Source organism: Allobosea thiooxidans (genome assembly GCF_900168195.1).
GTDB classification, from domain to species: domain Bacteria; phylum Pseudomonadota; class Alphaproteobacteria; order Rhizobiales; family Beijerinckiaceae; genus Allobosea; species Allobosea thiooxidans.
Window position 1 is genome coordinate 243,983 of record NZ_FUYX01000004.1, and the last position, 24,685, is coordinate 268,667.

At 66.9% G+C, this 24,685-nt stretch carries 22 protein-coding genes and 1 tRNA gene; 10 read left to right on the forward strand and 13 right to left on the reverse strand.

Translation table 11 applies throughout. The features are described 5' to 3' along the window. Nucleotides 1-16: 16 nt before the first annotated feature. On the forward strand, nucleotides 17-1,501 hold the full coding sequence (locus B5Y19_RS09350; protein WP_055728715.1) for a M81 family metallopeptidase: 1,485 nt from the start codon (nucleotides 17-19) through the stop codon (nucleotides 1,499-1,501). A 417-nt stretch (nucleotides 1,502-1,918) separates the two neighbouring features. Here B5Y19_RS09350 and B5Y19_RS09355 read toward each other — a convergent pair whose 3' ends face one another. From B5Y19_RS09355 to B5Y19_RS09365, 3 genes are all read right to left on the reverse strand, one after another. Beyond that, a complete protein-coding gene (locus B5Y19_RS09355) occupies nucleotides 1,919-2,140 on the reverse strand; it encodes a hypothetical protein (protein WP_055728716.1) in 222 nt (73 codons plus the stop codon). A 498-nt stretch (nucleotides 2,141-2,638) separates the two neighbouring features. Continuing rightward, the gene (locus tag B5Y19_RS09360; protein WP_055728717.1) at nucleotides 2,639-4,045 is read right to left on the reverse strand and encodes a sensor histidine kinase; all 1,407 of its coding nucleotides are present in this window, start codon (nucleotides 4,043-4,045) and stop codon (nucleotides 2,639-2,641) included. Beyond that, entirely contained in the window at nucleotides 3,987-4,652 is a 666-nt protein-coding gene (locus B5Y19_RS09365; RefSeq protein ID WP_055728718.1) for a response regulator transcription factor, read from the reverse strand. Before B5Y19_RS09365 ends, B5Y19_RS09360 begins: the two co-directional genes overlap by 59 nt. Nucleotides 4,653-4,757: 105 nt before the next feature. On the opposite strand from B5Y19_RS09365, the gene B5Y19_RS09370 reads away from it, so the two are divergent. The 5 genes from B5Y19_RS09370 (at nucleotide 4,758) to B5Y19_RS09390 (ending at nucleotide 9,024) form a co-directional block, all read left to right on the forward strand. Next, nucleotides 4,758-5,537: an ABC transporter ATP-binding protein gene (locus B5Y19_RS09370; protein ID WP_055728719.1), complete on the forward strand. Its 780-nt coding sequence runs from the start codon at nucleotides 4,758-4,760 to the stop codon at nucleotides 5,535-5,537. Nucleotides 5,538-5,553: 16 nt separating this feature from the next. Further along, on the forward strand, nucleotides 5,554-6,420 hold the full coding sequence (locus tag B5Y19_RS09375; RefSeq protein ID WP_055728720.1) for an ABC transporter permease: 867 nt from the start codon (nucleotides 5,554-5,556) through the stop codon (nucleotides 6,418-6,420). Nucleotides 6,421-6,469: 49 nt separating this feature from the next. Further along, nucleotides 6,470-7,486: an ABC transporter substrate-binding protein gene (locus B5Y19_RS09380; protein ID WP_079591379.1), complete on the forward strand. Its 1,017-nt coding sequence runs from the start codon at nucleotides 6,470-6,472 to the stop codon at nucleotides 7,484-7,486. Nucleotides 7,487-7,800: 314 nt separating this feature from the next. Next, nucleotides 7,801-8,601, forward strand: a complete 801-nt coding sequence (locus B5Y19_RS09385; protein ID WP_079591380.1) for a cell wall hydrolase — start codon at nucleotides 7,801-7,803, stop codon at nucleotides 8,599-8,601. A 105-nt stretch (nucleotides 8,602-8,706) separates the two neighbouring features. Next, entirely contained in the window at nucleotides 8,707-9,024 is a 318-nt protein-coding gene (locus B5Y19_RS09390; RefSeq protein ID WP_139384327.1) for a hypothetical protein, read from the forward strand. An 83-nt stretch (nucleotides 9,025-9,107) separates the two neighbouring features. Here the strand turns inward: B5Y19_RS09390 and B5Y19_RS09395 are convergent. The 4 genes from B5Y19_RS09395 to B5Y19_RS09410 all read right to left on the reverse strand — a co-directional run bounded on the left by B5Y19_RS09395 (nucleotide 9,108) and on the right by B5Y19_RS09410 (nucleotide 12,228). Next, a tRNA-Thr gene (locus B5Y19_RS09395) sits at nucleotides 9,108-9,183 on the reverse strand. 122 nt (nucleotides 9,184-9,305) lie between these two features. Further along, nucleotides 9,306-10,250 (reverse strand): prephenate/arogenate dehydrogenase family protein, encoded by a 945-nt coding sequence (locus B5Y19_RS09400; RefSeq protein WP_055728724.1) that lies wholly within the window; start codon nucleotides 10,248-10,250, stop codon nucleotides 9,306-9,308. Next, nucleotides 10,250-11,356 carry a histidinol-phosphate transaminase gene (gene hisC / locus B5Y19_RS09405; RefSeq protein ID WP_055728725.1) on the reverse strand — a complete coding sequence of 369 codons (1,107 nt, stop codon included), beginning with the start codon at nucleotides 11,354-11,356 and terminating at the stop codon, nucleotides 10,250-10,252. The genes B5Y19_RS09400 and hisC overlap by 1 nt, the downstream gene beginning before the upstream one ends. A 38-nt stretch (nucleotides 11,357-11,394) precedes the next feature. After that, nucleotides 11,395-12,228, reverse strand: a complete 834-nt coding sequence (locus B5Y19_RS09410; RefSeq protein ID WP_055728726.1) for a chorismate mutase — start codon at nucleotides 12,226-12,228, stop codon at nucleotides 11,395-11,397. A gap of 311 nt (nucleotides 12,229-12,539) precedes the next feature. Here B5Y19_RS09410 and metX point away from each other — a divergent pair, with 311 nt between their 5' ends. After that, nucleotides 12,540-13,709 (forward strand): homoserine O-acetyltransferase MetX, encoded by a 1,170-nt coding sequence (gene metX / locus B5Y19_RS09415; protein WP_055728727.1) that lies wholly within the window; start codon nucleotides 12,540-12,542, stop codon nucleotides 13,707-13,709. A gap of 2 nt (nucleotides 13,710-13,711) precedes the next feature. After that, nucleotides 13,712-14,335 (forward strand): methionine biosynthesis protein MetW, encoded by a 624-nt coding sequence (gene metW / locus B5Y19_RS09420; protein ID WP_055728728.1) that lies wholly within the window; start codon nucleotides 13,712-13,714, stop codon nucleotides 14,333-14,335. 186 nt (nucleotides 14,336-14,521) lie between these two features. On the opposite strand, the gene clpB is transcribed toward metW, so the two are convergent. Continuing rightward, nucleotides 14,522-17,140, reverse strand: a complete 2,619-nt coding sequence (gene clpB, locus B5Y19_RS09425; protein ID WP_055728729.1) for an ATP-dependent chaperone ClpB — start codon at nucleotides 17,138-17,140, stop codon at nucleotides 14,522-14,524. Between the two features lie 176 nt (nucleotides 17,141-17,316). Here clpB and B5Y19_RS09430 point away from each other — a divergent pair, with 176 nt between their 5' ends. After that, a complete protein-coding gene (locus tag B5Y19_RS09430) occupies nucleotides 17,317-17,625 on the forward strand; it encodes a DUF2293 domain-containing protein (RefSeq protein WP_055728730.1) in 309 nt (102 codons plus the stop codon). A 146-nt stretch (nucleotides 17,626-17,771) separates the two neighbouring features. Further along, nucleotides 17,772-18,557: an MOSC domain-containing protein gene (locus tag B5Y19_RS09435; protein WP_079591382.1), complete on the forward strand. Its 786-nt coding sequence runs from the start codon at nucleotides 17,772-17,774 to the stop codon at nucleotides 18,555-18,557. A 66-nt stretch (nucleotides 18,558-18,623) separates the two neighbouring features. Here the strand turns inward: B5Y19_RS09435 and B5Y19_RS09440 are convergent, their stop codons facing one another. The 5 genes from B5Y19_RS09440 to ptsP form a co-directional block, all read right to left on the reverse strand. Continuing rightward, nucleotides 18,624-19,592, reverse strand: a complete 969-nt coding sequence (locus B5Y19_RS09440; RefSeq protein WP_176168598.1) for a DUF4167 domain-containing protein — start codon at nucleotides 19,590-19,592, stop codon at nucleotides 18,624-18,626. Nucleotides 19,593-20,010: 418 nt separating this feature from the next. After that, a complete protein-coding gene (prmC, locus tag B5Y19_RS09445; protein ID WP_055728733.1) occupies nucleotides 20,011-20,850 on the reverse strand; it encodes a peptide chain release factor N(5)-glutamine methyltransferase in 840 nt (279 codons plus the stop codon). Between the two features lie 53 nt (nucleotides 20,851-20,903). After that, nucleotides 20,904-21,158, reverse strand: a complete 255-nt coding sequence (locus B5Y19_RS26440; RefSeq protein ID WP_055728734.1) for a hypothetical protein — start codon at nucleotides 21,156-21,158, stop codon at nucleotides 20,904-20,906. Nucleotides 21,159-21,232: 74 nt separating this feature from the next. After that, nucleotides 21,233-22,318, reverse strand: coding sequence for a peptide chain release factor 1 (gene prfA, locus B5Y19_RS09450; protein ID WP_055728735.1), 1,086 nt, complete (start codon nucleotides 22,316-22,318; stop codon nucleotides 21,233-21,235). A gap of 54 nt (nucleotides 22,319-22,372) precedes the next feature. After that, nucleotides 22,373-24,640, reverse strand: a complete 2,268-nt coding sequence (gene ptsP, locus B5Y19_RS09455) for a phosphoenolpyruvate--protein phosphotransferase (RefSeq protein WP_055728736.1) — start codon at nucleotides 24,638-24,640, stop codon at nucleotides 22,373-22,375. Between the last annotated feature and the right edge of the window lie 45 nt (nucleotides 24,641-24,685).

Here is a 24,685-nt window from a genome sequence, read left to right on the forward strand (position 1 = left end):
CAGCCAGAGGAACGCCATGAGCTTCACCGTCCTGACCGCCGAGTTCTCGCATGAGAGCAATACCTTCAGCCGCTGCCCGGCCGATTATGCCGCCTTCACCGATCGCGGCATCAGCCTGGGCGAGGAGGCGATCGCCGCGCGTGCCGAGGCCAACACCCCGATCGCCGGCTTCCTCGATATCGGCCGCCCGGCCGGCTGGAAGGTCATCCACGCGATAAGCGCCGCCGCCCAGCCTTCCGGCCCGGTGACGCGCGACGCCTTCGACCGGATCGCCAGCGTCATCGTCGAGACGGCGAAGGCCCATGCCGAAAAGATCAATGGCGTGCTGCTCGGCCTGCACGGCGCCATGGTCACGGAGTTCTGCGAGGACGGCGAGGGCGAATTGCTGGAGCGCGTCCGGGCCGTGCTTGGGCCGGACGTGCCGATCGGCGTCACGCTCGACCCCCATGCAAACGTGACCCGCAAGATGACCGAGCTCGCTGATATCGTGATTTCCTACAAGACCTATCCGCATGTCGACATGCGCGAGATCGGCAAGCTCGCGGCCGGCATCATGCAGCGGACGATGAAGGGCGAGATCAGGCCGGTGACGCTGCGCGCCGAGCGGCCGATGCTGGAAGAGGTGAATGGCGGGCGCACCGATATCGGCCCGATGGTCGAGCGCATCGCCAAGGCCAAGGCCTATGAGAAGCAAGCGGGCGTCTTCGCCGTCAGCGTCAATGGCGGCTTCGGCAATGCCGATATCCATGAGGTCGGCCCGACCGTGCTCGTCACCTGCGAGGGCGAGCGCGAGAAGCACCAGGCCTTCGCCGAGGCGATGGTCGAGGACATGTGGCAGCGCCGCTTCGAGAAGGTCACGGATTTCCTCTCGGTCGAGGACGCAGTCGCGGAAGCCAAGTCCTATGTCGCGACGAAGGGGCCGCTGATCATCGCGGATTATGCCGACAATCCCGGCGGCGGCGGCTATGGCGATGCGACCGGCCTGCTCAAGGGCATGATCGCGGCCGATCTCAAGGACGCCTGCTTCGGCCCGATGGTCGATCCAGAGGTCGCGGCCGAATTGCGCAAGGGCCAACCGGGTTCGACGGTCTCGGTCCGGCTCGGCGGCAAGGTCGATCCCGAGATCGGCGGCGGGCCGCTCGCGCTCACCGGCACGCTCGTCAGCGTCAGCGATGGCGATTATACCGGCGACGGACCGATGATGGGCGGTTTGCAGGCGAGCTGGGGGCCCTGCGCGGTGCTGCGCGTCGGCGATATCGAGATCCTCGTCACCACGATCCGCGCCCAGATGAACGACCTGCAGCAGTTCCGCGCCTTCGGCATCGACCCCGCGGCGAAGCGCGTCGTCGGTTTGAAGTCGATGCAGCATTTCCGTGCTGCCTTCGAACCGATCGCCGGCAAGGTCATCGTCTGCGACAGCGGGGCGCTGTGCACGCCCGATCTCGGAAAATTGCCCTATCGCAAGGTGCGGCGGCCCATCTTTCCACTCGATAAGCGATGATGCCCCCTTTACCCCATGTCCATTGAGCAGCGATTGCCCGAGCGGCGGCTTCGCAGCCCAGAGTGCACGGTATTAGAGGCAGCAGCGTCTGACCCGCGCCACATCCGGACATTGGTGTCTCGCGCATACGCGGACATTTAGACAGGCTTGGCCGGCGCCGCGGGAATGCCGGCTGCTGCGGCCGCACCCGTCAGGAACGACCGGCGCGAGAACTTCTGTTCCACGATTGCGTTGAGGCGGGCGAAAGCCGGGCTGTGGCAGATGCAGCCGAACGCGGATTCCGGGGTTTCATCCACAGCAGTGCATGTGATCATCGTGAAAAATCCCGAGGTTGATGTTTTCCAATACGTTTTGCGTCCCGCTGCAATGTGCAGATCCTACCGACGATGGGGTCCGCCATCTGGGCATATTCGAGCTTCAGAATCTCGCTTTCGTACGCAGTGACGCCGTCACACCCGTCTGCGCGCTGGCGAGAACAGGTTGCACCACCTGAAGATCGCCCTTGCCGCCATACTGCCAGGAATGGATGCCTTTTCCGCGCGGCGAGCCCTGGTAGATCTGCGTCCACCAGGCGTCGAAGCTTATGCCGTGGCCGGCGAGGTCGTTGCGCCAATCGCCGTCGAGCAGTCTGGGTTTCAACCCGAGAGAAGCCTCGGGGACCTCCCCTGAGGAAACAGGTGCGGACGCCATGGCGACGGCGACCAGAACTACGGCAAAACAAGCCCCTAATGATATCCGCACAGGGTCCCCCAACCCACCCTTTTTGCATGCGGGCCGGAATGCCGCACGTCGTCGGCTGCGGCTCGAGCTTCAGGCCCGTCCCAGCCGGACAACCGCTATGATGCAGACGCTCCGGCCGGGCGCTATCTGCACGGCGCATGTTTTTTGCGAATGCCACGGAGACTCGTGCAGTAATTTCAAGCCCCGAAGCGCTACGGTCCGGTCTCGGGTTGCTGATCAAGGCGGTCCAGCTGATGGCAAGTAGCGCCAAAAGCTGACAACGAACGACTATCCGGAAGGAGACATTCGGTACTTCTTGCTGGTCTGACTTGCATGGCGCGATATCGAAGTGAGCGGGTAGCTTCATCACATCAAACGCACCGCAGCTTGCGCTCGGAGAGACGCTGGGCGCGCGGCTCAGCGTGCGAGAACGAGCCTGACCAGGGTCGTGCCGCTTTCACGCGCTACTGTAAGTTTGCCCTCGTGCATTATTGCGACCTCCGACGCAATCGCGAGGCCCAGGCCTGAGCCACGAGAGGCGGTGCCCTTGACAAAAGGCTGGATCAGCTCTGCTGGCGAAGCGGAAAAGCCGTCGCCATCGTCGGCCACTTCGATCCAGGCTTGGGTTTCGTCAGCGCCGACCGTCACGAGAAGGCGGCTTCGGGCACCGTGTGTCAGAGCATTGTCGATCAGATTGCTGAGAGCTTCGCGCAAGCTCACGGCATCGCCGTCCACCGTCGGTGATGTCTCCGCCGGCACGAAGGCGATATCAATTTCGCGGGGCAGCGAAAGAGGCACGGCCTTCGCAAGCACGGCTTTAGCCAACTCGTTGAGATCGATTGGCGTGGTCGCGGCCGCGTCCTTGCGATGGATCACCATCGCATGGTCGAGCAATTGCCCGGTCAGACGGCCGAGCTCCGCCGTGCGTTCGTGGATGCGTTTGACGGTATCGGCCTTGCGCCGCGATGCGGGCGTGCCGATCAGGATCTCGACCTGGGCATCGAGCGCGGCGAGCGGCGTGCGGATCTGGTGCGCAGCATCGGCGATGAAGCGCTGCATGATCGCCATCCGCTCGGAGAGACGGCGCATGAAGTCGTCGATCGCCTCGACGAGATTGCGGATTTCCAGCGGCGGCTCGGCCTCGATCGGGCGCAGGTCGTCAGGTCGCCTCGCCGCAATCTCGCGCTCGATGCGGGTCAGCGGCTTCAGTGCCAGCGTCACCGCATAGGCAGCCGCGAGCAGGGCCAGCACGCTCATCACCGCGATGACGCCGAGCGCCTTCAGCGTCAGGTCCCGTGCCAGCGCGCGCCGGGCATCGGTCGTCTGGGCGACGACGATCGTCGCCCAATTGTTGGTTCCCGGCAGATCGATCTGCCGGGCCAACGTCGCGATGCGCACGGGCTGGCCCTGATAGAGGCCATCCTCCAGCACGACCCCGGCGCGGGTCTCCACGGGATCCGCGTCCGAGGCGAGATCCTCGTAGCCGGCGACCACAATGCCGCGCGGGTCGACCACCTTGTAGAAGACGAGGTCGTAGTCGGCGAGCGTCGCGATCGTCGAGACCGGCGGATCGACAGTGACGACACCGCCCTGGACATAGACATTCTCGGCGATCTGCACGGCGCCGCCGCGCAGCAAGCGATCATAGGCCTGCTGCGCGGCGAGCGAAGAGGAATGCCAGGCGGCGGCGCCGAGCACGATCGCCCCCGCCGCCAGCACCGCCGCCAGCACCGCGATAATGCGGAAGCGCAGCGACAGGCGCAGCTCAGACAACCGCAAGCTGATACCCCAATCCACGCAGGGTCCTGATCTCGACCGAGGCATCGGCCAGCTTGCGGCGCAGCCGCGCGACGAACTGCTCGACCGCGTTGGGGCTCGCCTCCTGGTCGAAATTGAAGAGCTGCTCGACCAGTTCCTCCTTCGGCACGATCCGGTCTGGACGCGCGGCGAGGATTTCGAGAACCGTCAATTCGCGCCGGGTCAGGTTGAGCGGCCTGTCATTCACGCTGGCGACGCGCCCGGCCCGGTCGATCACGAGCGGCCCGACGCGCAGCAGGTTGTCGGATTGCCCGGCACTGCGCCGCAACAGCGCCCGGGCGCGAGCTTCAAGCTCGCCATAGTCGAAGGGCTTGATCAGGTAGTCGTCGGCGCCGAGATCGAGCGCACCGATCCGTTCGTCCACCGCCGAGCGGGCCGTCAGCACCAGGACCGGCGTCTTCAGCCGCCGCGCCCGCATCTGTCGGAGCACCGCCAAACCGTCCTGTCCAGGCAGGCTCAGATCGAGCACGACGAGATCATAGGCCTGCACATGCAGGAGCTCGGAGGCCGTGATGCCGTCCTGCTCCCAGTCGACCGCGTGGCCGATCTTCTCCAGCCGCATCACCACGGCCTCGGCGATATCGGCAGTGTCCTCCACGACCAGTACGCGCAAGCGGATCTCCCTCCCGGCTCCGAGTCAGGCTGGAGTCAGCCTCGCAGATTATCACCCTCGGCAAGCGCCCATAAGTGCGCAAGGAAACGAAAGAAGGGAGGGTGCATGCTGGCCCCGTTCGACGCTGCAACTGCGACTCCGCTCCTCTCGGTCGAGGGCGTGACGCTGCAATACAAGACGCCCGACGTGGTGGTGACCGCGACCCGGCGCGTCTCCTTCGATGTCTATCCGTCCGATCGCTTCGTCCTGCTCGGCCCGTCTGGCTGCGGCAAGTCGACCCTGCTCAAGGCGATCGGCGGGTACCTCACGCCGGTCGAAGGCGAAATCAGCCTGAAGGGCCGCAAGGTCTCCGGCCCCGGCCCGGACCGGATGATGGTGTTCCAGGAATTCGACCAGCTCCTGCCCTGGAAGACCGTGCGCGAGAACGTCGTCTTCGCGCTGACGGCCTCGGGCCGCGCTACCCCCTCCGAAGCAGCCGAGCGCGCCCGCTCCTATATCGACAAGGTCGGCCTCTCCAAGTTCATCGACAGCTACCCGCATATGCTGTCGGGCGGCATGAAGCAGCGCGTGGCGATCGCGCGTGGCATGGCGATGGAGCCGGACGTCCTGCTGATGGACGAGCCCTTCGCCGCGCTCGACGCCCTCACCCGCCGCAAGATGCAGGATGAGCTGCTGCGTCTCTGGGACGACACCAGGTTCACCGTGCTCTTCGTCACCCACTCGATCGAGGAGGCGATCAGGATCGGCACCCGCATCCTGCTGCTCTCGCCGCATCCCGGCGAGGTCAAGGCCGAGCTCAACAGCGTGCCGCCCGAAGAGATGGGCACCGGCAAGCAGGCCGCGCTCGAAACCCGCATCAACGACATGCTGTTCGCGCATCATTGAGCCGGAGGAGACCGACATGACCGACCTCGTCAGCTTCCGTCCGGAAATCATCCGCGACGTCAATTCGAGCGACGCCCCCGTCGTCGCCAAGACCCTCGGCTGGGTCGAGCGGATCTATCGCCTCGGCTTCGTCCGCAAGGGCCTGATCCTCGCGGTGCTCGCCCTCGCCTGGGAGGCCTATGGCCGCTGGCTCGGCAACCCCCTGCTGTTCCCGACCTTCGGCCAGACGGTCCAGGCCTTCGTCGAGAACATCGTCAACGGCGTCATCCCGCAGCGGATGCTGGTCTCGCTGCAGACGCTCGTCATCGGCTACGGCATCGGCATCGTGCTCGCCGCGCTGCTGACGACGCTGGCGATCGGCTCGCGCATCGGCGCCGACCTGCTGGAAACCCTGACCTCGATGTTCAACCCGCTGCCGGCGATCGCGCTGCTGCCGCTGGCGCTCATCTGGTTCGGGCTCGGCACCGGCAGCGTGATCTTCGTGCTCGTCCATTCCGTGCTCTGGGCGATCGCGCTCAACACCCATGCCGGCTTCCGCTCGGTCTCGAACACGCTGCGCATGGTCGGCCAGAACTACGGCCTGCGGGGCTTGAAGCTGGTGCGGCTCATCCTGATCCCCGCCGCCTTCCCGGCGATCCTGACCGGCCTCAAGGTCGGCTGGGCCTTCGCCTGGCGCACCCTGATCGCGGCCGAACTCGTCTTCGGCGTCTCCTCGGGCTCAGGCGGGCTGGGCTGGTTCATCTTCGAGAACCGCAACCAGCTCGAGACCGCGAATGTCTTCGCCGGCCTGTTCACCGTTATCCTGATCGGCCTCTTCGTCGAGAACGTCATCTTCGCCGTCATCGAGCGCAAGACGATCCGCCGCTGGGGCATGCAGCACTGATATCGACACTTCACAAGGCCGAACGGCCGTCACTCGGAGGGACATACCCATGGCATTCAAGACTTTCCTGCGCACCGCCTTCACGGTCGCCGCGCTCGGCGCGGCGCTCGCCGCCCCGGCCCGGGCCGAGGTCAGCGAGGTCCGCATCTCCAAGGGCTTCGGCATCCTCTACCTGCCGCTCTTCGTCATGCAGGACCAGCAGTTCCTGGAGAAGCGCGCCAAGGCCGCCGGCCTCGGCGACATCAAGGTGACCTGGCTGATGCTCGACGGCGGCAACGTCATCAACGACGCGATGATGGCCGGGACGCTCGATTTCGCCGGCACCGGAGCGCCGGGCTTCGTCACGCTCTGGGCTAAGGCCAAGGGCATTCCGGGCGTCGAGGTCGTCGGCGTCTCCGGCATGAGCTCGACCTCGCTCTGGATGATGTCGAACAAGCCGGGACTCAAGTCGCTGAAGGACTTCAGCGCGACCGACAAGATCGCTCTGCCCGGCATCAAGACCTCGCTCGCCGCCGTCGTGCTGCAGATGATCGCGGCCAAGGAATTCGGCGACGCGAACTATGCCAAGATGGACCCGATGACGGTGAGCCTGCCGCATCCGGAGGCGCTGGCCGCGCTCGTCGGCGGCAAGACCGAGATCAAGGCGCATTTCACCTCGCCGCCCTTCCAGTATATCGAGGCCAAGAGCGCCGGCATCCACCGCGTGCTCAACTCGGTCGACTATCTCGGCAACCTGACGCTCGACGTCACCTTCGCGCCGAAGAAGTTCGTCGACGCCAACCCGAAGATGACCCAGGCCTTCATCGACGCGATGGACGACGCCAACGCCCTGATCGCCAAGGACAAGAAGCTCGCCGCCGAGATCTTCGCCAAGGGCTCGAAGGTGAAGATCGACGCCGCCGAGGTCCAGGAGATGATCGAGGACAAGGACGCCCGCTTCACCGCGACGCCCGAGGGTGTGATGAAATTCGCCGAGTTCATGCACAAGGCCGGCTCGATCAAGGTGAAGCCTGCCAAGTGGAGCGACATGTTCGTGCCGCAACTCGCCGGCCGCTCCGGCAGCTAGGTCGCTAGTAAGCGAGAGAGCACCACGCCGCCACGTTACCTGTGGCGGCGTATTTTTCTCTGCCCTTCTTCGCTCATCAGACCAACCGGCAGGCCGGGCGCCTGCTCGCGGAACGGCTCTTCCAAGCGGGCGTCGGCAGCGGTGTAGCCGCCGGGCGTCGGGATGAGGAAAAGCGCTGATGGCTTACAACTGGGCGAGCCTGCCGCCGGATCAGCTCGATTATCTGACCCCCACCGTCTATGGCGAAGCGGCCGATCAGCCGGTGCTCGGGCAGCAGGCGGTGGCGGCGGTGATCGGCAACCGCATGGCCCGCAATGGCGGTTCTGCGGCCGATACCCGTGCTCGCGCCCAATCAATTCGAGCCGTGGGGCACCGATGCCGGCCGGGCGCGCATGCAGGGGCTCGACGCCAACGGCCCGCAATACGCGGCGATCCGCAACACGATCTTGGTGGGCATGCAGGGCGACCCGACCGGGGGCGCGATGAACTTCTATGCCCCGGCGGCGCAAGCGCAGTTGGGCCGGGCGGCACCGGCATGGGCAACCGGCCCCTATCAGGAGATCGGGGGCCATCGGTTCTACGGTGGCAATGGCAGCACCATAGCGGCCTCGCTGGCGCCGATCGCCGGGCCGGTGGGGCTTCCAACTACCAAATTCCGCCCGGCGCCGCTCCTACGCCCTCCCAGCCGCCTCAGCCGCCTCAGCAGCCCGTTTCGGCTGACTACCTCGCCCGGCTGGAAGGCTATCGCAAACCGGGGGTCAATATTGCAGGGCTGCAAGAGGGGCTTGGCAGCCGCCATGCTCGACGCCGCGCCGCCGAACATCCGTGATGCGGTGTGGATCAATTCCGGGGAGCGAACCCGCGAAAAGCAGGCCGAGCTTTACGAGCTCTACAAGGCCGGTAAGGGGCCGCTCGCCGCCCCGCCCGGCCGATCGAAGCATGAGCGCGGCGACAGCCTTGACCTGTCGTTCGGCATGCGGGGCACCCCGAGCGCGACGCGGTGCGTGATTGGGTTCACAAGCAAGCGCCGGCTTACGGGCTCGCCTTCCCGCTGCTCGCGCGGGGCGAAGACTGGCACATCGAAGTGGCCGGGGCGCCCGGCAGCGCCAAGGTGATGCCGGCCGGGCTCGGCGGCGCCACGCCCCGGAACGTGACCGACTTGCAGAACGCCGCTCCCGCTGCATCGGGGGTGCCCGCTATGCAGATGCCGCAGACCAGCAATGACACGACCGTTGCGGACCTGTTGCGCGATCTGGCCAAGACGGGGGAGAGCACCGGCACATCCGGCGGCGGCGCTTCGGCCCCTGTCCGGCAATTCTCAGGATGCCTCGCCGGGCATCCTCGGAACCGGGCTCGCGCAGCAGATCGGGGCTGCTTCGGCGCGGGCGCTGCAAGGCGTCGGGCAGGCGCCGGCCCAGATCGAGCTTTCGGCCCAGATGCTGCACCCGCAGCCCTTCCAAGTGCCCGGCCAGCCGCAAAATCCGCTGGCGGCGGCGCTGGCTGCGCAGGCGGGCATGCCCCGCCGGGGTTTCGTCTGAGGTTGCGGTTTCCGTAACCGTGCGCCGGGACCAACACCCGAAGCCGCAGCGCGTCTAAGTACCTGCGATTTCGGGGAGTTTGGTGGTGCCGCAAGAGGGATTCGAACCCCCGACCCCCTCATTACGAATGAGGTGCTCTACCAGCTGAGCTATTGCGGCAACGGGTGGCGCTGTAACAGCCGCCGCGGGGCTTGGCAAGCCATACTCGACATCGTGCACAGCTCGCCTTTTGCAGCCGCTGCGATCCGGTCCGATCGCAGCGCCGGTCGGTCACCGCCTCTTCAATCCTTGCGCAGCTTCTCCGTCTCCGGCTTCTCCTGACCGAGCGCGACGATGCCGCGGCGGATGGCGCGGGTGCGGGTGAAGTGCTTGTGCAGCGTCTCGCCGTCGCCATAGCGGATGGCGCGGGTCAGCAGCGCGAGGTCCTCGTTGAAGCGGCCGAGCATCTCCAGCACCGCCTCCTTGTTGTGCAGGAAGACGTCGCGCCACATCGTCGGGTCGGAGGCCGCGATGCGGGTGAAATCACGGAAGCCGCCGGCCGAAAACTTGATCACCTCCGACTGCGTTACCGCCTCCAGATCCTCGGCCGTGCCGACGATGTTGTAGGCGATCAGATGCGGCAGATGGCTGGTGACCGCGAGAACGAGGTCATGGTGCTGCGCACTCATCACCTCGACCAGCGCGCCCATCCCCTCCCAGAATTGGCGGGTTTTCGCGATGGCTGACGGATCGGTGCCCTCCGGCGGAGTCAGGATGCACCAGCGGTTGAGGAAGAGGCTCGGGAAGCCGGCATCGGGGCCGGAATTCTCGGTCCCCGCCACCGGATGGGCCGGCACGAAGGAGACGCCTTCCGGCAGATGCGGCGACACCGCATCGACGACCGAGCCCTTGACCGAGCCGACATCCGACAGGATCGCGCCCGATTTCAGCTCGCTCGCGATCTCGGCCGCAACCTCCCCGCAGGCACCGACCGGCACGCAGAGGATGACGTGATCGGCGTCCACAGCCGCCTCGGCCGCCGTCTCGGCGATGGCATGGCCGAGATCGAGTTCGCGCGCCCGCTGGCGGACGGCCGCATCGCGATCCGCCAGGACGATCGTGCCGGCGAGGTTCAGCTCCTTCGCCGCGCGCGCGATCGAGGAGCCGATCAGCCCGATGCCGATGATGGCGAGGCGGGCGAAGACCGGCTCGTCGCGGCGCGGTGCAAATGCGGGAACGCTCGCCATCAGGGATTGCCGATGAAGATGTTTTCCAGCACCCCAACGACGCCACGATTGGCTTCCTCGCTGCCGATCGTCATCCGCAGCGCGCCCGGCAAGCCATAGGCGCCGACGCCGCGCAGGATGAAGCCGCGCTGGGTCAGGATGGCATCCACCTCCTTCGCGGTCTTGCCCGGCGTGTCGGGGAAATGGATCAGGATGAAATTGCCGACCGAGGGCGTCACGGTGAGGCCGAGCTTCTCGATTGCGGCTGTGGTCCAGGCCAGCCACTTCTCATTGTGCTCGATCGCGGCGGCGACATGGGCCTCGTCGGCGATGGCGGCGGCGCCGGCCTCGATCGCGGCACCATTGACGTTGAAGGGGCCGCGGATGCGCTCGAGCGCGTCGACGATATGGGCCGGTGCATAAAGCCAGCCGATGCGCAGATTGGCGAGGCCATAGATCTTCGAGAAGGTGCGCGTCATCACGACGTTCTCGCTCTCGGCGACGAGCTCGAGGCCGGCAGCGTAGTCGTTGCGGCGGACATATTCGGCATAGGCCGCGTCGAGCACGAGCAGGACATGCGGCGGCAGGCCGGCCTGCAGGCGCTTGACCTCGTCGAAGGGCAGATAGGTGCCGGTCGGATTATTCGGGTTGGCGAGGAAGACGATCTTGGTCTTCGACGTCACCGCGGCGAGGATGCCGTCGACATCGGCCGTGTAGTTCTTCTCGGGCACGACGACCGGCTTGCCGCCGGCGGCGAGGATAGCGATGCGATAAACGAGGAAGCCGTATTGGCTGTAGATGCCCTCGTCGCCCTCGCCGAGATAGGCCTTGGTGACGAGTTCGAGCAGTTCATCCGAGCCGTTGCCGCAGATGATCCGTGCCGGGTCGAGACCATAGCGCCCGGCGATCGCCTGCTTGAGCTTGCTCGACGTGCCGTCCGGATAGAGCTCCAGCTTGCGGGCGACGCCTTCAAAAGCCGCGACGGCCTTCGGGCTCGGGCCGAGCGGGGTTTCGTTGGAGGAGAGCTTGTGTAGTTTCACGCCGGCGGGAGCGGCGGACTTGCCGGGAACATAGGCCTCGATATCGAGGACGCCGGGACGCGGGACGGGGCGGGAGGCGGTCGTCATGGTGATTGACCTTGCAGCAGGGAGCGATGCGTGCCCGTTCAGCGGGCGGATTTGACGGCGAAGCGGGCGGCGTGGCTGCCGACCTCCGAGAAGTCGCTGAGCCCGGCGGGCATGAGCGCATCGCGGATCGCTGCCTGGTCGACCTCGCCCGACGCCGCGACCAGCAGCGACAGATGCGAGCCGTCGGCCGCGGAGGCCGAGACCTCCGCGAGATGCTCGGCGAGGCCATGGCGCAAGCCCTCGGACCAGCGCTCGACGCGGGCGGCATAGAGCACGATCTCGCGGACGGCGGCATCGGCGAGCGGCTTGGCGATGCAGTAGACCGGCGTGCCGGCCGGATGGTCGGGCCGCTCGATGAAGGGCAGGCGCGCGATGATCTTCGGTTTGTCGGAGCCGATCAGATCGCGCCACCAGATGCCGGCACTGGCGCCCTGGTCCATGCGGAAGATGCCGAGATCGCCGGCGGACTCGGCCACGGCACGGATGACCGCACGCGCATCCTCATGCGGGACGAAGGGGACGGTGAAGCCGAAATGGAAACGGGCGGAATCGCGCATCGCCGGGTCGCCGCCGGAAACGTCGGCATGCACCGAATAATTCGCCTGCACATAGGTGAAGGTGGCGATGATGATGCGCCAGATGCTCTCGACCGTGTCGAGCGGCAGGAGCCCCTTATGCCGCAGCGCCAGGCGCTTCATCATGTCCGCCTCGCGGCCGGGGCGGAAGGCGGAGCCGGAGGCCTGCGTCTTCTTGACCGCGATCAGCGTCTCGATGATCTGCGAACGCTCCATCAGCAGCGCATGCATCTCGCTGTCGATGCGGTCGATCCCGGCACGCAGGTCGGCGAGGGTCGTGGGGGCGGCTTCGGTCATGGCGGCAGGCTGCGCTTCTCGACGAGGGCCCGTAAGCCCTCATCCTGAGGAGCAAGCCGACGGCTTGCGTCTCGAAGGATGCTCCAGGAGGTTCCGGAACCCGCTGGATCATCCTTCGAGACGCCGCGTTCCGCGGCTCCTCAGGATGAGGGCTTTAGGAGTTGCCACGCTCCTTAGCGCTCCCGCCGCCCCTTGGCAAAGCCGGCTGCGCAATCCCGCGTTGACAGCGGCGCGCCGGCACGGCATCGCTAGAGTTCGGTTTTCCGAACGCGCGGACCGGCAAGACAAATCATACTGTCGATGCGGACGAAATGAGCGATCTCTCCCCCAGCCTGGCCGACCCGCAGAAGGAGGCGAACGAGCCTTCGAGCCCGGTCGCGCGCTTCGGGCCCGACACGCCCTTGCTAATGGATTGCGGCGTGGTGCTCGATCGCTGGCAGATCGCCTACCAGACCTATGGCGAGCTCAACGCCGCGAAATCCAATGCGATCCTGGTCTGCCACGCGCTGACCGGCGACCAGTATGTCGCGAGCCGGAACCCGATCACCGGTAAGGGCGGCTGGTGGACCTCGATGATCGGCCCCGGCAAGCCGGTCGATACCGAGCGCTTCTTCGTGATCTGCGCCAATGTCATCGGCGGCTGCACCGGCACGACCGGCCCGGCCTCGACCAACCCGACGACGGGCAAGCCCTGGGGTCTGTCCTTCCCGGTCGTCACCATCCGCGACATGGTGCGGGCTCAGGCCGCGCTGATCGACTCGCTCGGCATCGAGACGCTGTTCTGCGTCGCCGGCGGTTCGATGGGCGGCATGCAGGTGCTGCAATGGGCGGCGAGCTATCCGGGCCGCGTGTTCTCGGCGCTGCCGCTGGCGACGGGCGCCAAGCACTCGGCCCAGAACATCGCATTCCACGAGGTCGGCCGGCAGGCGGTGATGGCCGACCCGGACTGGCGGCAAGGACGCTATCTCGAAGAGGGCACGCGGCCGGCCAAGGGGCTTTCGGTGGCGCGGATGGGCGCGCATATCACCTATCTCTCCGAGCAGGCCCTGCACCGCAAGTTCGGCCGCAAGCTGCAGGACAGGGAGGCGCCGACCTTCTCCTTCGACGCGGACTTTCAAGTGGAGAGTTACCTCCGCCACCAGGGCCTCTCCTTCGTCGAGCGCTTCGACGCCAATTCCTATCTCTACGTCACGCGGGCGATGGATTATTTCGACCTCGCCGACGACCATGACGGCGTGCTGGCGCGCGCCTTCGCCGGCACGAAGACGCGCTTCTGCGTCGCGTCGTTCACCTCCGACTGGCTGTTCCCTACCGCCGACTCGCGCGCGATCGTGCACGCACTCAATGCGGCCGGCGCCTCGGTCTCCTTCGTCGAGCTGGAGAGCGACAAGGGGCACGACGCCTTCCTGCTGGAGGAGCCCAATCTCTTCGCCACGACGCGCGGCTTCATCGGCGCCGCGGCACGGGCACGCGGACTCTGAGCATGGCCTTCAGCGACACCCAGACCAGCCGCATCGACCTGAGGCTCGTCGCCGAGATGGTGCAGCCCGGCACGCGCGTGCTCGATGTCGGCTGCGGCGACGGCGCACTGCTCGCTCTGCTGGCCGAGACCCGCCGGGTCGATGCGCGCGGCATCGAGCTTTCGCGCGAAGGCGTGGCCGATTGCGTGGCGCGCGGACTTTCGGTGATCCAGGGCGACGCCGATACCGACCTTGCCGACTACCCGGACGACTCGTTCGACTACGTCATTCTCTCCCAGACGATCCAGGCGACGCGCAATCCCCGCCTCGTGCTCGAGCAGATGCTGCGCATCGGCCGGCACGCCATCGTCTCCTTCCCGAATTTCGGCCATTGGCGGATGCGCTCCCAGGTGTTCTTCCAGGGGCGAATGCCTGTGACCGACGCCCTGCCCTATTCCTGGTGGGACACGCCCAACATCCATTTCTGCACGATCCGCGACTTCGTCACGCTCTGCGACCAGATCGGCGCCAAGAAGGAGCGCGCGGTGGCGCTCGACGCCGCCGGCGGCAAGGTCGGCGTCAACGCGCCCTGGTGGTTCTGGAACCTGTTCGGCGCGCAGGCGGTGTTCCTGCTGAAGCGGGGGTGATGGGCTCAGCCGTCATGCTCGCCCCTGTGGCGAGCATCCACGTCTTGAACGCGCCCTCAATCGGCAAAGACGTGGATGGTCGGGACAAGCCCGCCCATGACGAAAAAGGGCCGCTTGCGCGGCCCTCCCCCATTCGTCTGTTTCGCAGACACCTTCTTCCCCAGAGGGAGAAGAAAGTCAGCCATGTCAGTTCAGCGCCACACCAGCCGGGCGCTTCTCCTTCACCGCCGCGACATCGCCCAGCATCAGCGAGCCCGGTCCGACAGTGATCGGCACCGTCTCGCCGTCGACGATCTCGCCGGCGAGGATGGCCTCGGCCAGCGGGTCCTGCACCGACTTCTGGATCACGCGCTTGAGCGGGCGCGCGCCATAGGCCGGGTCGTAGCCCTTCTCCGCCAGCCACTCGCGCGCCTCCTTCGAGAGTTCGAGCGTGATCTTGCGGTCGGTCAGCAGCTTCTGGAGCCGGGCCATCTGGATATCGACGATCGCGTCCATGTCCTGCCGCCGCAGGCGGTGGAACAGGATGATGTCGTCGATCCGGTTCAGGAATTCCGGCCGGAAGGCGTGGCGGACCACACCCATCACCTCGTCGCGAACCGCGTCGCTGTCCTGGCCTTCGGGCTGGTTCACCAGGAACTCCGAACCGAGGTTCGAGGTCATGATGATCAGCACGTTGCGGAAGTCGACCGTGCGGCCCTGGCCGTCGGTGAGCCGACCGTCGTCGAGCACCTGCAGCAGGACGTTGAACACGTCCGGATGCGCCTTCTCGACCTCGTCGAAGAGCACGACCTGATAGGGCCGGCGCCGCACCGCTTCCGTCAGGGCGCCACCCTCCTCATAGCCGACATAGCCGGGAGGCGCGCCGATGAGCCGGGCGACCGAGTGCTTCTCCATGTACTCGGACATGTCGATGCGCACGAGCGCCGTGTCGTCGTCGAACAGGAACGAGGCCAGAGCCTTGGTCAGCTCGGTCTTGCCGACGCCGGTGGGGCCGAGGAACATGAAGGAGCCGATCGGACGGTTGGGATCCTGCAACCCGGCACGGGCGCGACGGACCGCGGTCGAGACCGCTTCCACCGCCTCCTTCTGCCCAACGACGCGGGAGCCGAGAACCTCCTCCATGCGGAGCAGCTTCTCCTTCTCGCCTTCGAGCATGCGGTCGACCGGCACGCCGGTCCAGCGCGAGACGACGGCAGCGACGTGATCGGGCGTCACAGCCTCCTCCACCATGCCGGCGCTCTCGCCCTTCTCCTCGATCTCGGCCAGCTTCTTCTCGAGCCCGGGGATCTCGCCATAGGCGAGCTCGCCCGCTCGCTGGTACTCACCCTTGCGCTGCGCCTGGGCGAGCTCGTTGCGGGCATTGTCGAGCTTGGTCTTGATCTCGGCGGCCTGGCCGAGCTTGTCCTTCTCGGCCTTCCACTTGGCCGTGATCGTGTCGGAGCGCGACTCCAGATCGGCCAGTTCGGATTCGAGCCGCTTCAGCCGCTCCTTCGAGCCGGCATCGCTCTCCTTCTTGAGCGCCTCCTGCTCGATCTTGAGGCGGACGATCTCGCGGTCGATCGAATCCAGTTCCTCCGGCTTGGAGTCGACCTGCATCCGCAGCCGCGCCGAGGCCTCGTCGACGAGGTCGATCGCCTTGTCGGGCAGGAAGCGGTCGGTGATGTAGCGGTTCGACAAGGTCGCGGCCGAGACCAGCGCCGAGTCGGTGATGCGGACGCGGTGATGCTGCTCGTACTTCTCCTTGAGGCCGCGCAGGATCGAGATGGTGTCCTCGACCGTCGGCTCGTCGACGAAGACGGGCTGGAAGCGCCGCGCCAAGGCAGCGTCCTTCTCGACATATTTGCGGTACTCATCGAGCGTGGTCGCGCCAACGCAGTGCAGCTCGCCACGGGCGAGCGCCGGCTTCAGCAGGTTGGACGCATCCATCGCGCCGTCGGTCTTGCCGGCGCCGACGAGGGTGTGCATCTCGTCGATGAACAGGATGACGCCACCATCCGAGGCCGAGACCTCGGTCAGAACCGCCTTCAGCCGCTCCTCGAACTCGCCGCGATACTTTGCGCCCGCGATCAGCGAGCCCATGTCGAGCGCGAGCAGCTCCTTGTCCTTCAGGCTCTCGGGCACGTCGCCATTGACGATGCGCAGCGCCAAGCCCTCGGCGATGGCTGTCTTGCCGACGCCGGGCTCACCGATCAGGACGGGATTGTTCTTGGTCCGGCGCGACAGCACCTGGATGGTACGGCGGATCTCCTCGTCGCGGCCGATCACCGGGTCGAGCTTGCCCTCGCGCGCCGCGGCCGTGAGGTCGCGGGCGTACTTCTTCAGCGCGTCATAGGCCTGCTCGGCCGAAGCGGAATCGGCGGTGCGGCCCTTGCGGATCGCCTCGATCGCGGCATTGAGCGCCTGCGGCGTCACGCCGGCCTTGGCCAGCGCCTTGCCAGCCTCGGTGTCCTTCTCGATCGCCAGCCCCAGCAGCAGCCGCTCGACCGTGACGAAGGAATCGCCGGCCTTCTCGGCCGCCTTCTCGGCGGTATCGAAGACGCGGGCGAGGCCCGGCGTCAGGTTGAGCCCACCGGAGCCGCCGGAAACCTTCGGCAGCTTCGCGAGCGCCTGATCGGTCAACTGCAGCGCGACGCGCGACTGCCCCCCGGCCCGGTCGATCAGACCGGCCGCCATGCCTTCATTGTCGTCGAGCAGCGCCTTGAGGAGATGCTCCGGCGTGAACTGCTGGTGCCCCTCGCGCAGCGCGATCGTCTGCGCTGCCTGGAGAAAGCCCTTCGCCCGATCCGTATATTTCTCAATGTTCATTCAAATCACTCCGCCCGCGGAACGCGCCCCGTAGCAACGCGGTTCCACTGCCCTTCCGTCTGGATAGGGCGCCCTTTCGGGCCGCCCCTCGCCCTCCAAGATAGTGTGACATTGGCGCAACGGAAGAGGGCGCCGGCGACAATTGACCTGGCGCAAGCGGCAGGCGCAGATCGGGCATGGCCGGAACCAAGCGACAGCAGGCGATTCGCAAGGCGCTGCGAGCACTGGCGCCGGGCATTCCGCTCTCCGATGCCGAGGCGGTCATCACGCTGGCGGAGCGGCGGCACATGAAGGATCTGCCGCCTTCCACGGCGTTGTGGCTCGCGCTCGGCAGCCATGTCCGCCACGTCCACACCGATTACGAGCATCTGCTGGCGGAAGGCTACGACCGCGACGCCGCCCGCTTCTTCGTCGCTGACGAGACCGACGCCGTCCTCGCCGGCTGGGGCTGCCAGCGCTCGGTCAGCGAGGGCGAGGACGACTAGTGCGGTATCGGCGCCCTCCCAAAAAAACCGGCTCCCACTTTTCGGGCCGATGCCAGCGGATTGATCGAAACGGATACAAGATTTGATCTGTCAGGACCGGGCGGCACGGCTATGGTCCGCCCGCCCTTCCCGCACCGGACCGGACCATGCGCATCGAAACGCTCTATCGCTACCCCGTCAAAGGCCTTTCGCCGGAGCGGGTGAAGCGCGCCAACCTGCTCGCCGACGGGTATTTCCCGGGCGACCGCCTCTTCGCCATCGAGAACGGTCCTTCCGGCTTCGACCCGGCCGAGCCGGTGCACCAGCCGAAGATCAAGTACCTGATGCTGATGCGCAACGAGTCGCTGGCCCGGCTCAAGACCCGCTACGATGATGCCACCGGCAACCTCGTCATCCATGAAGGCGGGCAGGAAGTGCTGCGCGCCGCGACCGCCAACGACGACGGCCGCACCGCGATCACGCGCTTCTTCGCAGGCTTCATGCCTGAGGAGTTGCGCGGCGAACCGAAGCTGCTCACGGCGCCTTCGACCTATCGCTTCACCGATTCCCGCTCGGGCTTCGTCTCGATCATCAATCTCGCCAGCGTCGCCGATCTCGAAGGGCGCCTCGGGCGGCCGGTCGATCCGCTGCGCTTCCGCGGCAACCTGATGGTGAGCGGGCTCGCACCCTGGGCGGAGAACGACCTCGTCGGCCGGGATATCGCAGGACCTGAAGGCCTGCGGCTGCAGGTGATCAAGCGGATCGAACGCTGCGCGGCCACAAATGTCGACCCGGAGACCGGGGAGCGCGACATGCAGATCCCCAAGGCCCTGATGCAGCATTACGGCCATGTCGATTGTGGCATCTATTGCCGCGTCATCGCCGGAGGCAGCCTGAGCGAAGGCGACGGGCTGACGCCTGCGGAAGCGCCGGCCGAACTCGGCATCGCCTGAGAGGCGCTCCAGCAAAAAAAGGGCCCTCGCGGGCCCTTTTTCAAATCTGTCGACGGTGTCCGCGGCTCACTCGGCCGGGCCATCCGCCTCGGAGCCGAGGGCGTCCATCACCTCGCGCGGCGAGCGGCGACGGCGCGTACGCTTGGGTGCCGGCTCCTCGGAAACCTCGGGCGCCGGCTCAACCGCCGCAGCCGCCTCTGCCGGCGGCGCCTCGACCGGCTCCGGCGCGGCGACCCGCACGGGGTTGGTCAGGAAGGACGGCAGCGCGGCGGCGACATCCTCGCCCGCATCGCTCTCGACTTCACGCTCGCGACGCGGACGGCGCTCGCGCTGGGGACGCTCGCCGCGCTCGAGGCGGCGCTCGCCCTGAGCCTGCTCGGGAGCAATCTCGGCCGAACCCTCTGCGACCGGAATGTCGGAACGCGGCGCATCGGGGCGCGGCGCGTAGCCGCCGGCAGCACCCTGGCCGCCTTCGGCATTGCGGTCGAAGCGGCGCTCGCCGCGGTCCTGGCGGTCGAAACGACGGTCGTTGTTGAAGCGCTCGCGGCGGTTCTGGCGATCGAAGCGCTGGCCGCCCTGCGGCTGCCCCTCGCCACCCTCGCCCTCGGCACGCTGTCCGCCATGGCCGTTATAGCCATTGGCTCCGCCATGGCCATTGGCCGAGCGGAAGTCCGGCTGCGGACCAGTACCGGGCTGGAAGGGCTGAGCCTCCTCGTCGCCTTCCTCGTCGCCCTCGTCAGCATCCTCGACGAAGGCGCGGTTCGGCGGGAAGGAATGGCCGAACTGCTGGGCCATCTGCTCCTGAGCCGCAAGCAGGATGCGATAGTAGTGCTCGGCGTGCTGGAAATAGCTCTCCGCCGCAACCGTATCACCGGAAGACTGAGCGTCCCGCGCCAGCTGCAAATACTTCTCGGCGACATGTTGCGCCGTGCCGCGGACCTTCACGTCCGGACCATTGGATTCGTAGCTACGCTGCAACGGGTTGGGAGATTTGCGATTGCCGTTATTGTTGCCGTTATTGTTACGGCCGCGCATACGCCGGTTCTGACCTGGTCTCATTCGCGTCTGTCTCGCGCTTCTGTGTTCAAAGCAACCGTGGTGCCGTCATGCGCGTTGCGACGCACAGCGGGTTGCGACGCTGTGTCGGACTGAGTTGACCCGAAGGGGCGATACGCCGTTTCTGGTCTTCACGCGCTCTTTTCCAAAAAGGGCCCAACCCCGGAGGGGTCCCACCCCATGAGCCGATCGGCGCCAAGCGCCCTCGGGGCTCCACCCGGCTTGTCAGCTGCGTCGTCCCGGGAACACGCCCGCAAACGACGCCGAACTCGAGCAAATCCTGTACGATCGGAAACTGCCCAGAGGCCCGGCTCTGACGCCACCAGCTTCGGCTGGAAGTTGCATAACTGCTTTTGGCGGCTTCTCCAAGCGAAATCGACCAAAAGCCTGTGCACTTTCAAGTGAGCGCGAAGATCAGCGCCCGCTCATGCCCACCCAGATCGTTCCTGCTGCCGCGGAATTCAAGCCCCCCGGCCTGCATCAGGGCAACCACATCCGGCCCCTGCCCCGCACCGATCTCGAACACGACGATGCCGCTCGGCGCCATCAGCGCCGGCAAGGTCCGGGCGAAGATCCGGTAGGGCCCGAGCCCGTCGGCTCCGCCATCGAGCGCGAGCAGCGGATCGTGCTCCCGGACCTCCACGGACAGGCCAGCGATCTCGCCTGACGGAATATAGGGCGGATTGGAGACGATCACGTCGAAGCGGCCGGCCAGGCCCTCCGTCCAGCTGCCCTGCCGGAACGCCGCCCGATCGCCGACCCCGTTCAGTTCGGCATTGCCGGCCGCCATATCGCGAGCCTCCGCCGACAGATCGATGCCGAGGCCGGTCGCGCGAGGCAGTTCGCTGAGCAATGCGATCAGCAGGCAGCCCGTGCCGGTGCCAAGATCGAGCAACGAAAGCGCTTCTTCGCGCCGCCCCGCCAATGCCGCCAGCGTCACCTCGACGATCGTTTCGCTGTCCGGGCGCGGCTCCAGCGTCGCCGGCGACAGCCGAAAGCGCAGCCCCCAGAATTCGCGCTCGCCGAGAATGCGCCATACCGGCTCGCCCGCCAGGCGCCGCGTTGCGAAATCGCGCAGACGCGCAAGCGCATCGGCGGGGAGCTGCATGTCCGGATCGGGATTTTCCTGCCCGACAGCGCCTTCGACCAGAAGACGCGCATCCAGCCCCGGCGTCGCAGAGGCGGCCCGGCTGAAGCTGCGCGCAAGCAGACGCCGCGCCGACGTGACGGTCGACACGGCGCCTTCCCCTAGACCGGGGATAGGGTCAACCGGCCCTGCCTTGATCCGGCTCAGCTGTTGCCCTGCATCTTCAGGTCCATGCAGCTCTTCATCTTGGTCCGTATCGCCGACTTGCTCTCGCGCGCGCCCTTCATCTCGAGCTGGCAGGCCTTGCGCGCCTGCGCCTCGGTCATCGAGCCCTGCAGCGCCGCCGGCGGGTTCGAAGTGGTGATCTTGCGCAGGGTCCGCTCCTGAGCCTGCGAAACGCCGCTCATCGCGAAAACCATCAGGCCCGCGATCGCGAAACCGGAAACCATCTTCATCATCGAAGTGTCCCCCATTTGCTGGTGTCGATGCCGAACCAACACGGCAATGGCGATTTTGTTTCACCGCCATGACGTTACGCAAGCGCCTCCTCGGCCAGCAGGCGTGCCTGATGCTCCGCCGTCAGCGCGTCGACGACCTCGTCGAGGACGAGGCCCTGCATCATCTCGTCGAGCTTGTAGAGCGTCAGGTTGATCCGGTGGTCGGTGACGCGCCCCTGCGGGAAGTTGTAGGTCCGGATGCGCTCGGAGCGATCGCCCGAGCCGATCTGGGAACGCCGGTCCGCCGACCGCTCGGCATCGATACGCATACGCTCCATGTCGTAGAGCTTGGCGCGCAGCAGCTCATAGGCGCGGGCCTTGTTCTTGTGCTGCGAGCGCTCGTCCTGGACCAGCACCACGGTGTTGGTCGGGATATGGGTCAGGCGCACCGCCGATTCCGTCTTGTTGACGTGCTGGCCTCCGGCACCGCCGGAGCGCAGCGTGTCGATGCGGATATCGGCATCGTTGAGCGCGACGTCGACCTCGCTCGCCAGCGGCAGCGTCGCCACCGTCGCGGCCGAGGTGTGAATGCGTCCGCTCGCCTCGGTATCCGGCACGCGCTGGACACGGTGGACGCCGGATTCGAATTTGAGCCGGGCATAGACGCCGCGGCCGTTGATCTCGGCGATCACCTCCTTGTAGCCACCGACAGTGCCCTCGCTTTCCGAGAGGATATCGACGCTCCAGCCCTTCTGCGCGGCATAGCGCTGATACATGCGCAGCAGATCGCCGGCGAAGAGCGAGGCCTCGTCGCCGCCGGTGCCCGCCCGGATCTCGATGATGACGCCGCGCTCGTCGGCGGCATCCCTGGGCAGGAGCGCGATCAGGATCTCCCTCGCGCGCGCCTCGATCTCGGCGCGGGCGCTATCGCGCTCCTCATAGGCGAGGTCGCGGAATTCGGCGTCCGTCGCAGGATCGGCGATCAGGGCCTCCGCCTCGGCCAGCGTCGCCTGCGCCTGGCGCCAGGTCGCGATCGCGGCCACCACCGGGTCGAGCTCCGACAATTCCTTGGCGAGTTCGACGGTGCGCACCGGGTCGCTCGCCTGGTTGATCTCCTCCGTCGCGGCGGCGTGGCGCGCCACGATGCCGTCGAGACGATCCTGGGGAAGTTGAAGGGACATGCGGAAACTCTTGATGACGCTGAAAGGAAATGTCGGGAGCGCGAACGAGCAGCGCTAGACCGGGACCTTGAACTCGGTCGCGAAGGCGGCGAGCTGCGGGCGCAAGCTGGTGGCGCCTTCCGGCGAGGCGAGCATCCAGTCCATCCGCTCCCGGAGCTTGCGGACATCGAGCGCGCGCAGCATCGCCTTGACCGGGCCGATCGAGGCGGCCGACATCGAGAAGCCGCGATAGCCGAGCCCGATCAGCGCCATGGTCTCGAGCGGCTTGCCGCCCATCTCGCCGCAGACGGTCACCGGGCAGCCGGTTTCCGAGGCCGCCTCGACGATGCGGCGCAGCGCCCGCAAGGCGCCGACGCCGAGCGGATCGAAGCGATCAGCGACGCGCTTGTTCTCGCGGTCCGCGGCGAAGAGGAACTGCATCAGGTCGTTGGTGCCGATCGAGAGGAAATCGGCCTCGCGCGCGATTTCCGACAGCTCGAACAACAGCGAGGGCACCTCGACCATGACGCCGACGCGCAGATCGCTCGGCGGCGCGACGCCCTGCTTCTCCAGCATCGCCTGCTCGCGGCGGATGATCATGCGGGCGCGGCGAAATTCGTCAGTGGTCGCCACCATCGGCAGCATGATCTTGAGATCGCGCCCGGCGCCGGCGCGCAACATCGCGCGCAGCTGCGCCCGAAGCAGGCGCGGCTTGTCGAGCCCGATGCGGATCGCCCGCCAGCCGAGCGCCGGATTCTCCTCCTCGACCCGCTCCATATAGGGCAGCACCTTGTCGCCGCCGATATCGAGGGTGCGGAAGGTCACGGGCCGGTCCTGCACCGCGTTCAGGACGGCGGTGTAGAGCGCCTGTTGCTCGGCGGTGGTCGGCATGTGCTGCGCCACCATGAACTGAAGCTCGGTCCGGAACAGCCCGATGCCGGAGGCGGCCGTCGCCTCGATGTTCGGGATATCGACGATCAGGCCGGCATTGATCTGCAGCGTGATCTCGACGCCGTCCCGGGTCGTCGCCGGCAGCTCCTTCAGCTTCTCGTACTGCTTCTGCTTGCGGGCGCGCAGCCGGGCCTTGTCCTTGTAGGCGTTCTCGACGTCGGGTTGCGGGCGGATCTGCACCTCGCCGGCCTGGCCGTCGACGATGATGGCATCGCCCGCCTCGACCAGCGCCGTCGCATTCGCGACCTCGCCGACGGCGGGGATGCCCAAGGCCCGTGCGACGATGGCGATGTGGCTGGTCGGGCCACCCTCCTCCAGCACGAGCCCGCGCAGATGGGCGCGGTCATAGTCGAGCAGCGCGGCCGGCCCCATCGAACGGGCGACGACGATGGCGTTCTCCGGCAGGGATTCATGCGTCACGCCATTGGCCTTGCCGACCAGGGTGCGCAGCAGCCGGTTGGCGAGATCGTCGAGATCGTGCAGCCGCTCGCGCAGATAGGGATCGGTCTGGCGCAGCATCTTGGCGCGCGTGTCGGACTGGACGCGCTCGACGGCGGCTTCGGCAGTCAGGCCCGTCAGCACGACCTCGCGCATCCGGCGCAGCCAGCCCTGGTCATGGGCGAACATGCGGAAGGTCTCGAGCACGTCGCGGTGCTCGCCGGTATGGGCGACGTCGCCCCGCTCGACGAGCTCGTCGATCGAGGCGCGCATCTCGCCGATCGCGGCTTCGAGGCGGCTGACCTCGGCGGCGGGGTTTTCCGCGATCAGGTTGGTGATCGCGACGCGCGGCTCGTGCAGCACGACATGGCCGAGGCCGACCCCGTCGGCGAGGATGACGCCGACGCCATGGATAGGCCGGTCGAGGCCAATCGAGGCACCGGGCGCGGCAAGCGACTTCAGCCCGCCGGCGGCGATCATCTCCGCCATCAGCATGGCGGTGGTCTGGAGGCTCTCGATCTCCTCCTCGGAGTAGATGCGCGAGGCCCGGTTCTGGATGACGAGCACGCCCATCACCGCGCCGCCGCGCAGGATCGGGACGCCGAGGAAGGAGCGGTAGACCTCCTCGCCCGTCTCCGGGCGATAGGAGAAGGAGGGATGGGCCTGCGCGTCCGACAAGGCCAGGGGCTCGGCCTCGCTGGCGATCAGGCCGACGAGCCCCTCTCCCGCACGCATGGTGGTGAGGTGGACGGCCTCGCGGTTGAGGCCTTCGGTGGCATAGAGCTCGAGCGAGCCGTCCTCGCGCAGGACGTAGACGGAGCAGACTTCGGCGACGAGATTGCCGGCGATCAGGACGACGAGCCGGTCGAGCCGCTCCTGCGGGCTGATCGATGCCGCCATGACCTCGCGGAGGCGGCGCAACAGAACGCCCGGTCCTCCGAGAGCGCCTCGCATCGATCTCAGCCCTCCGCCCGCCTCCTCAGCCATCGACGATACGAT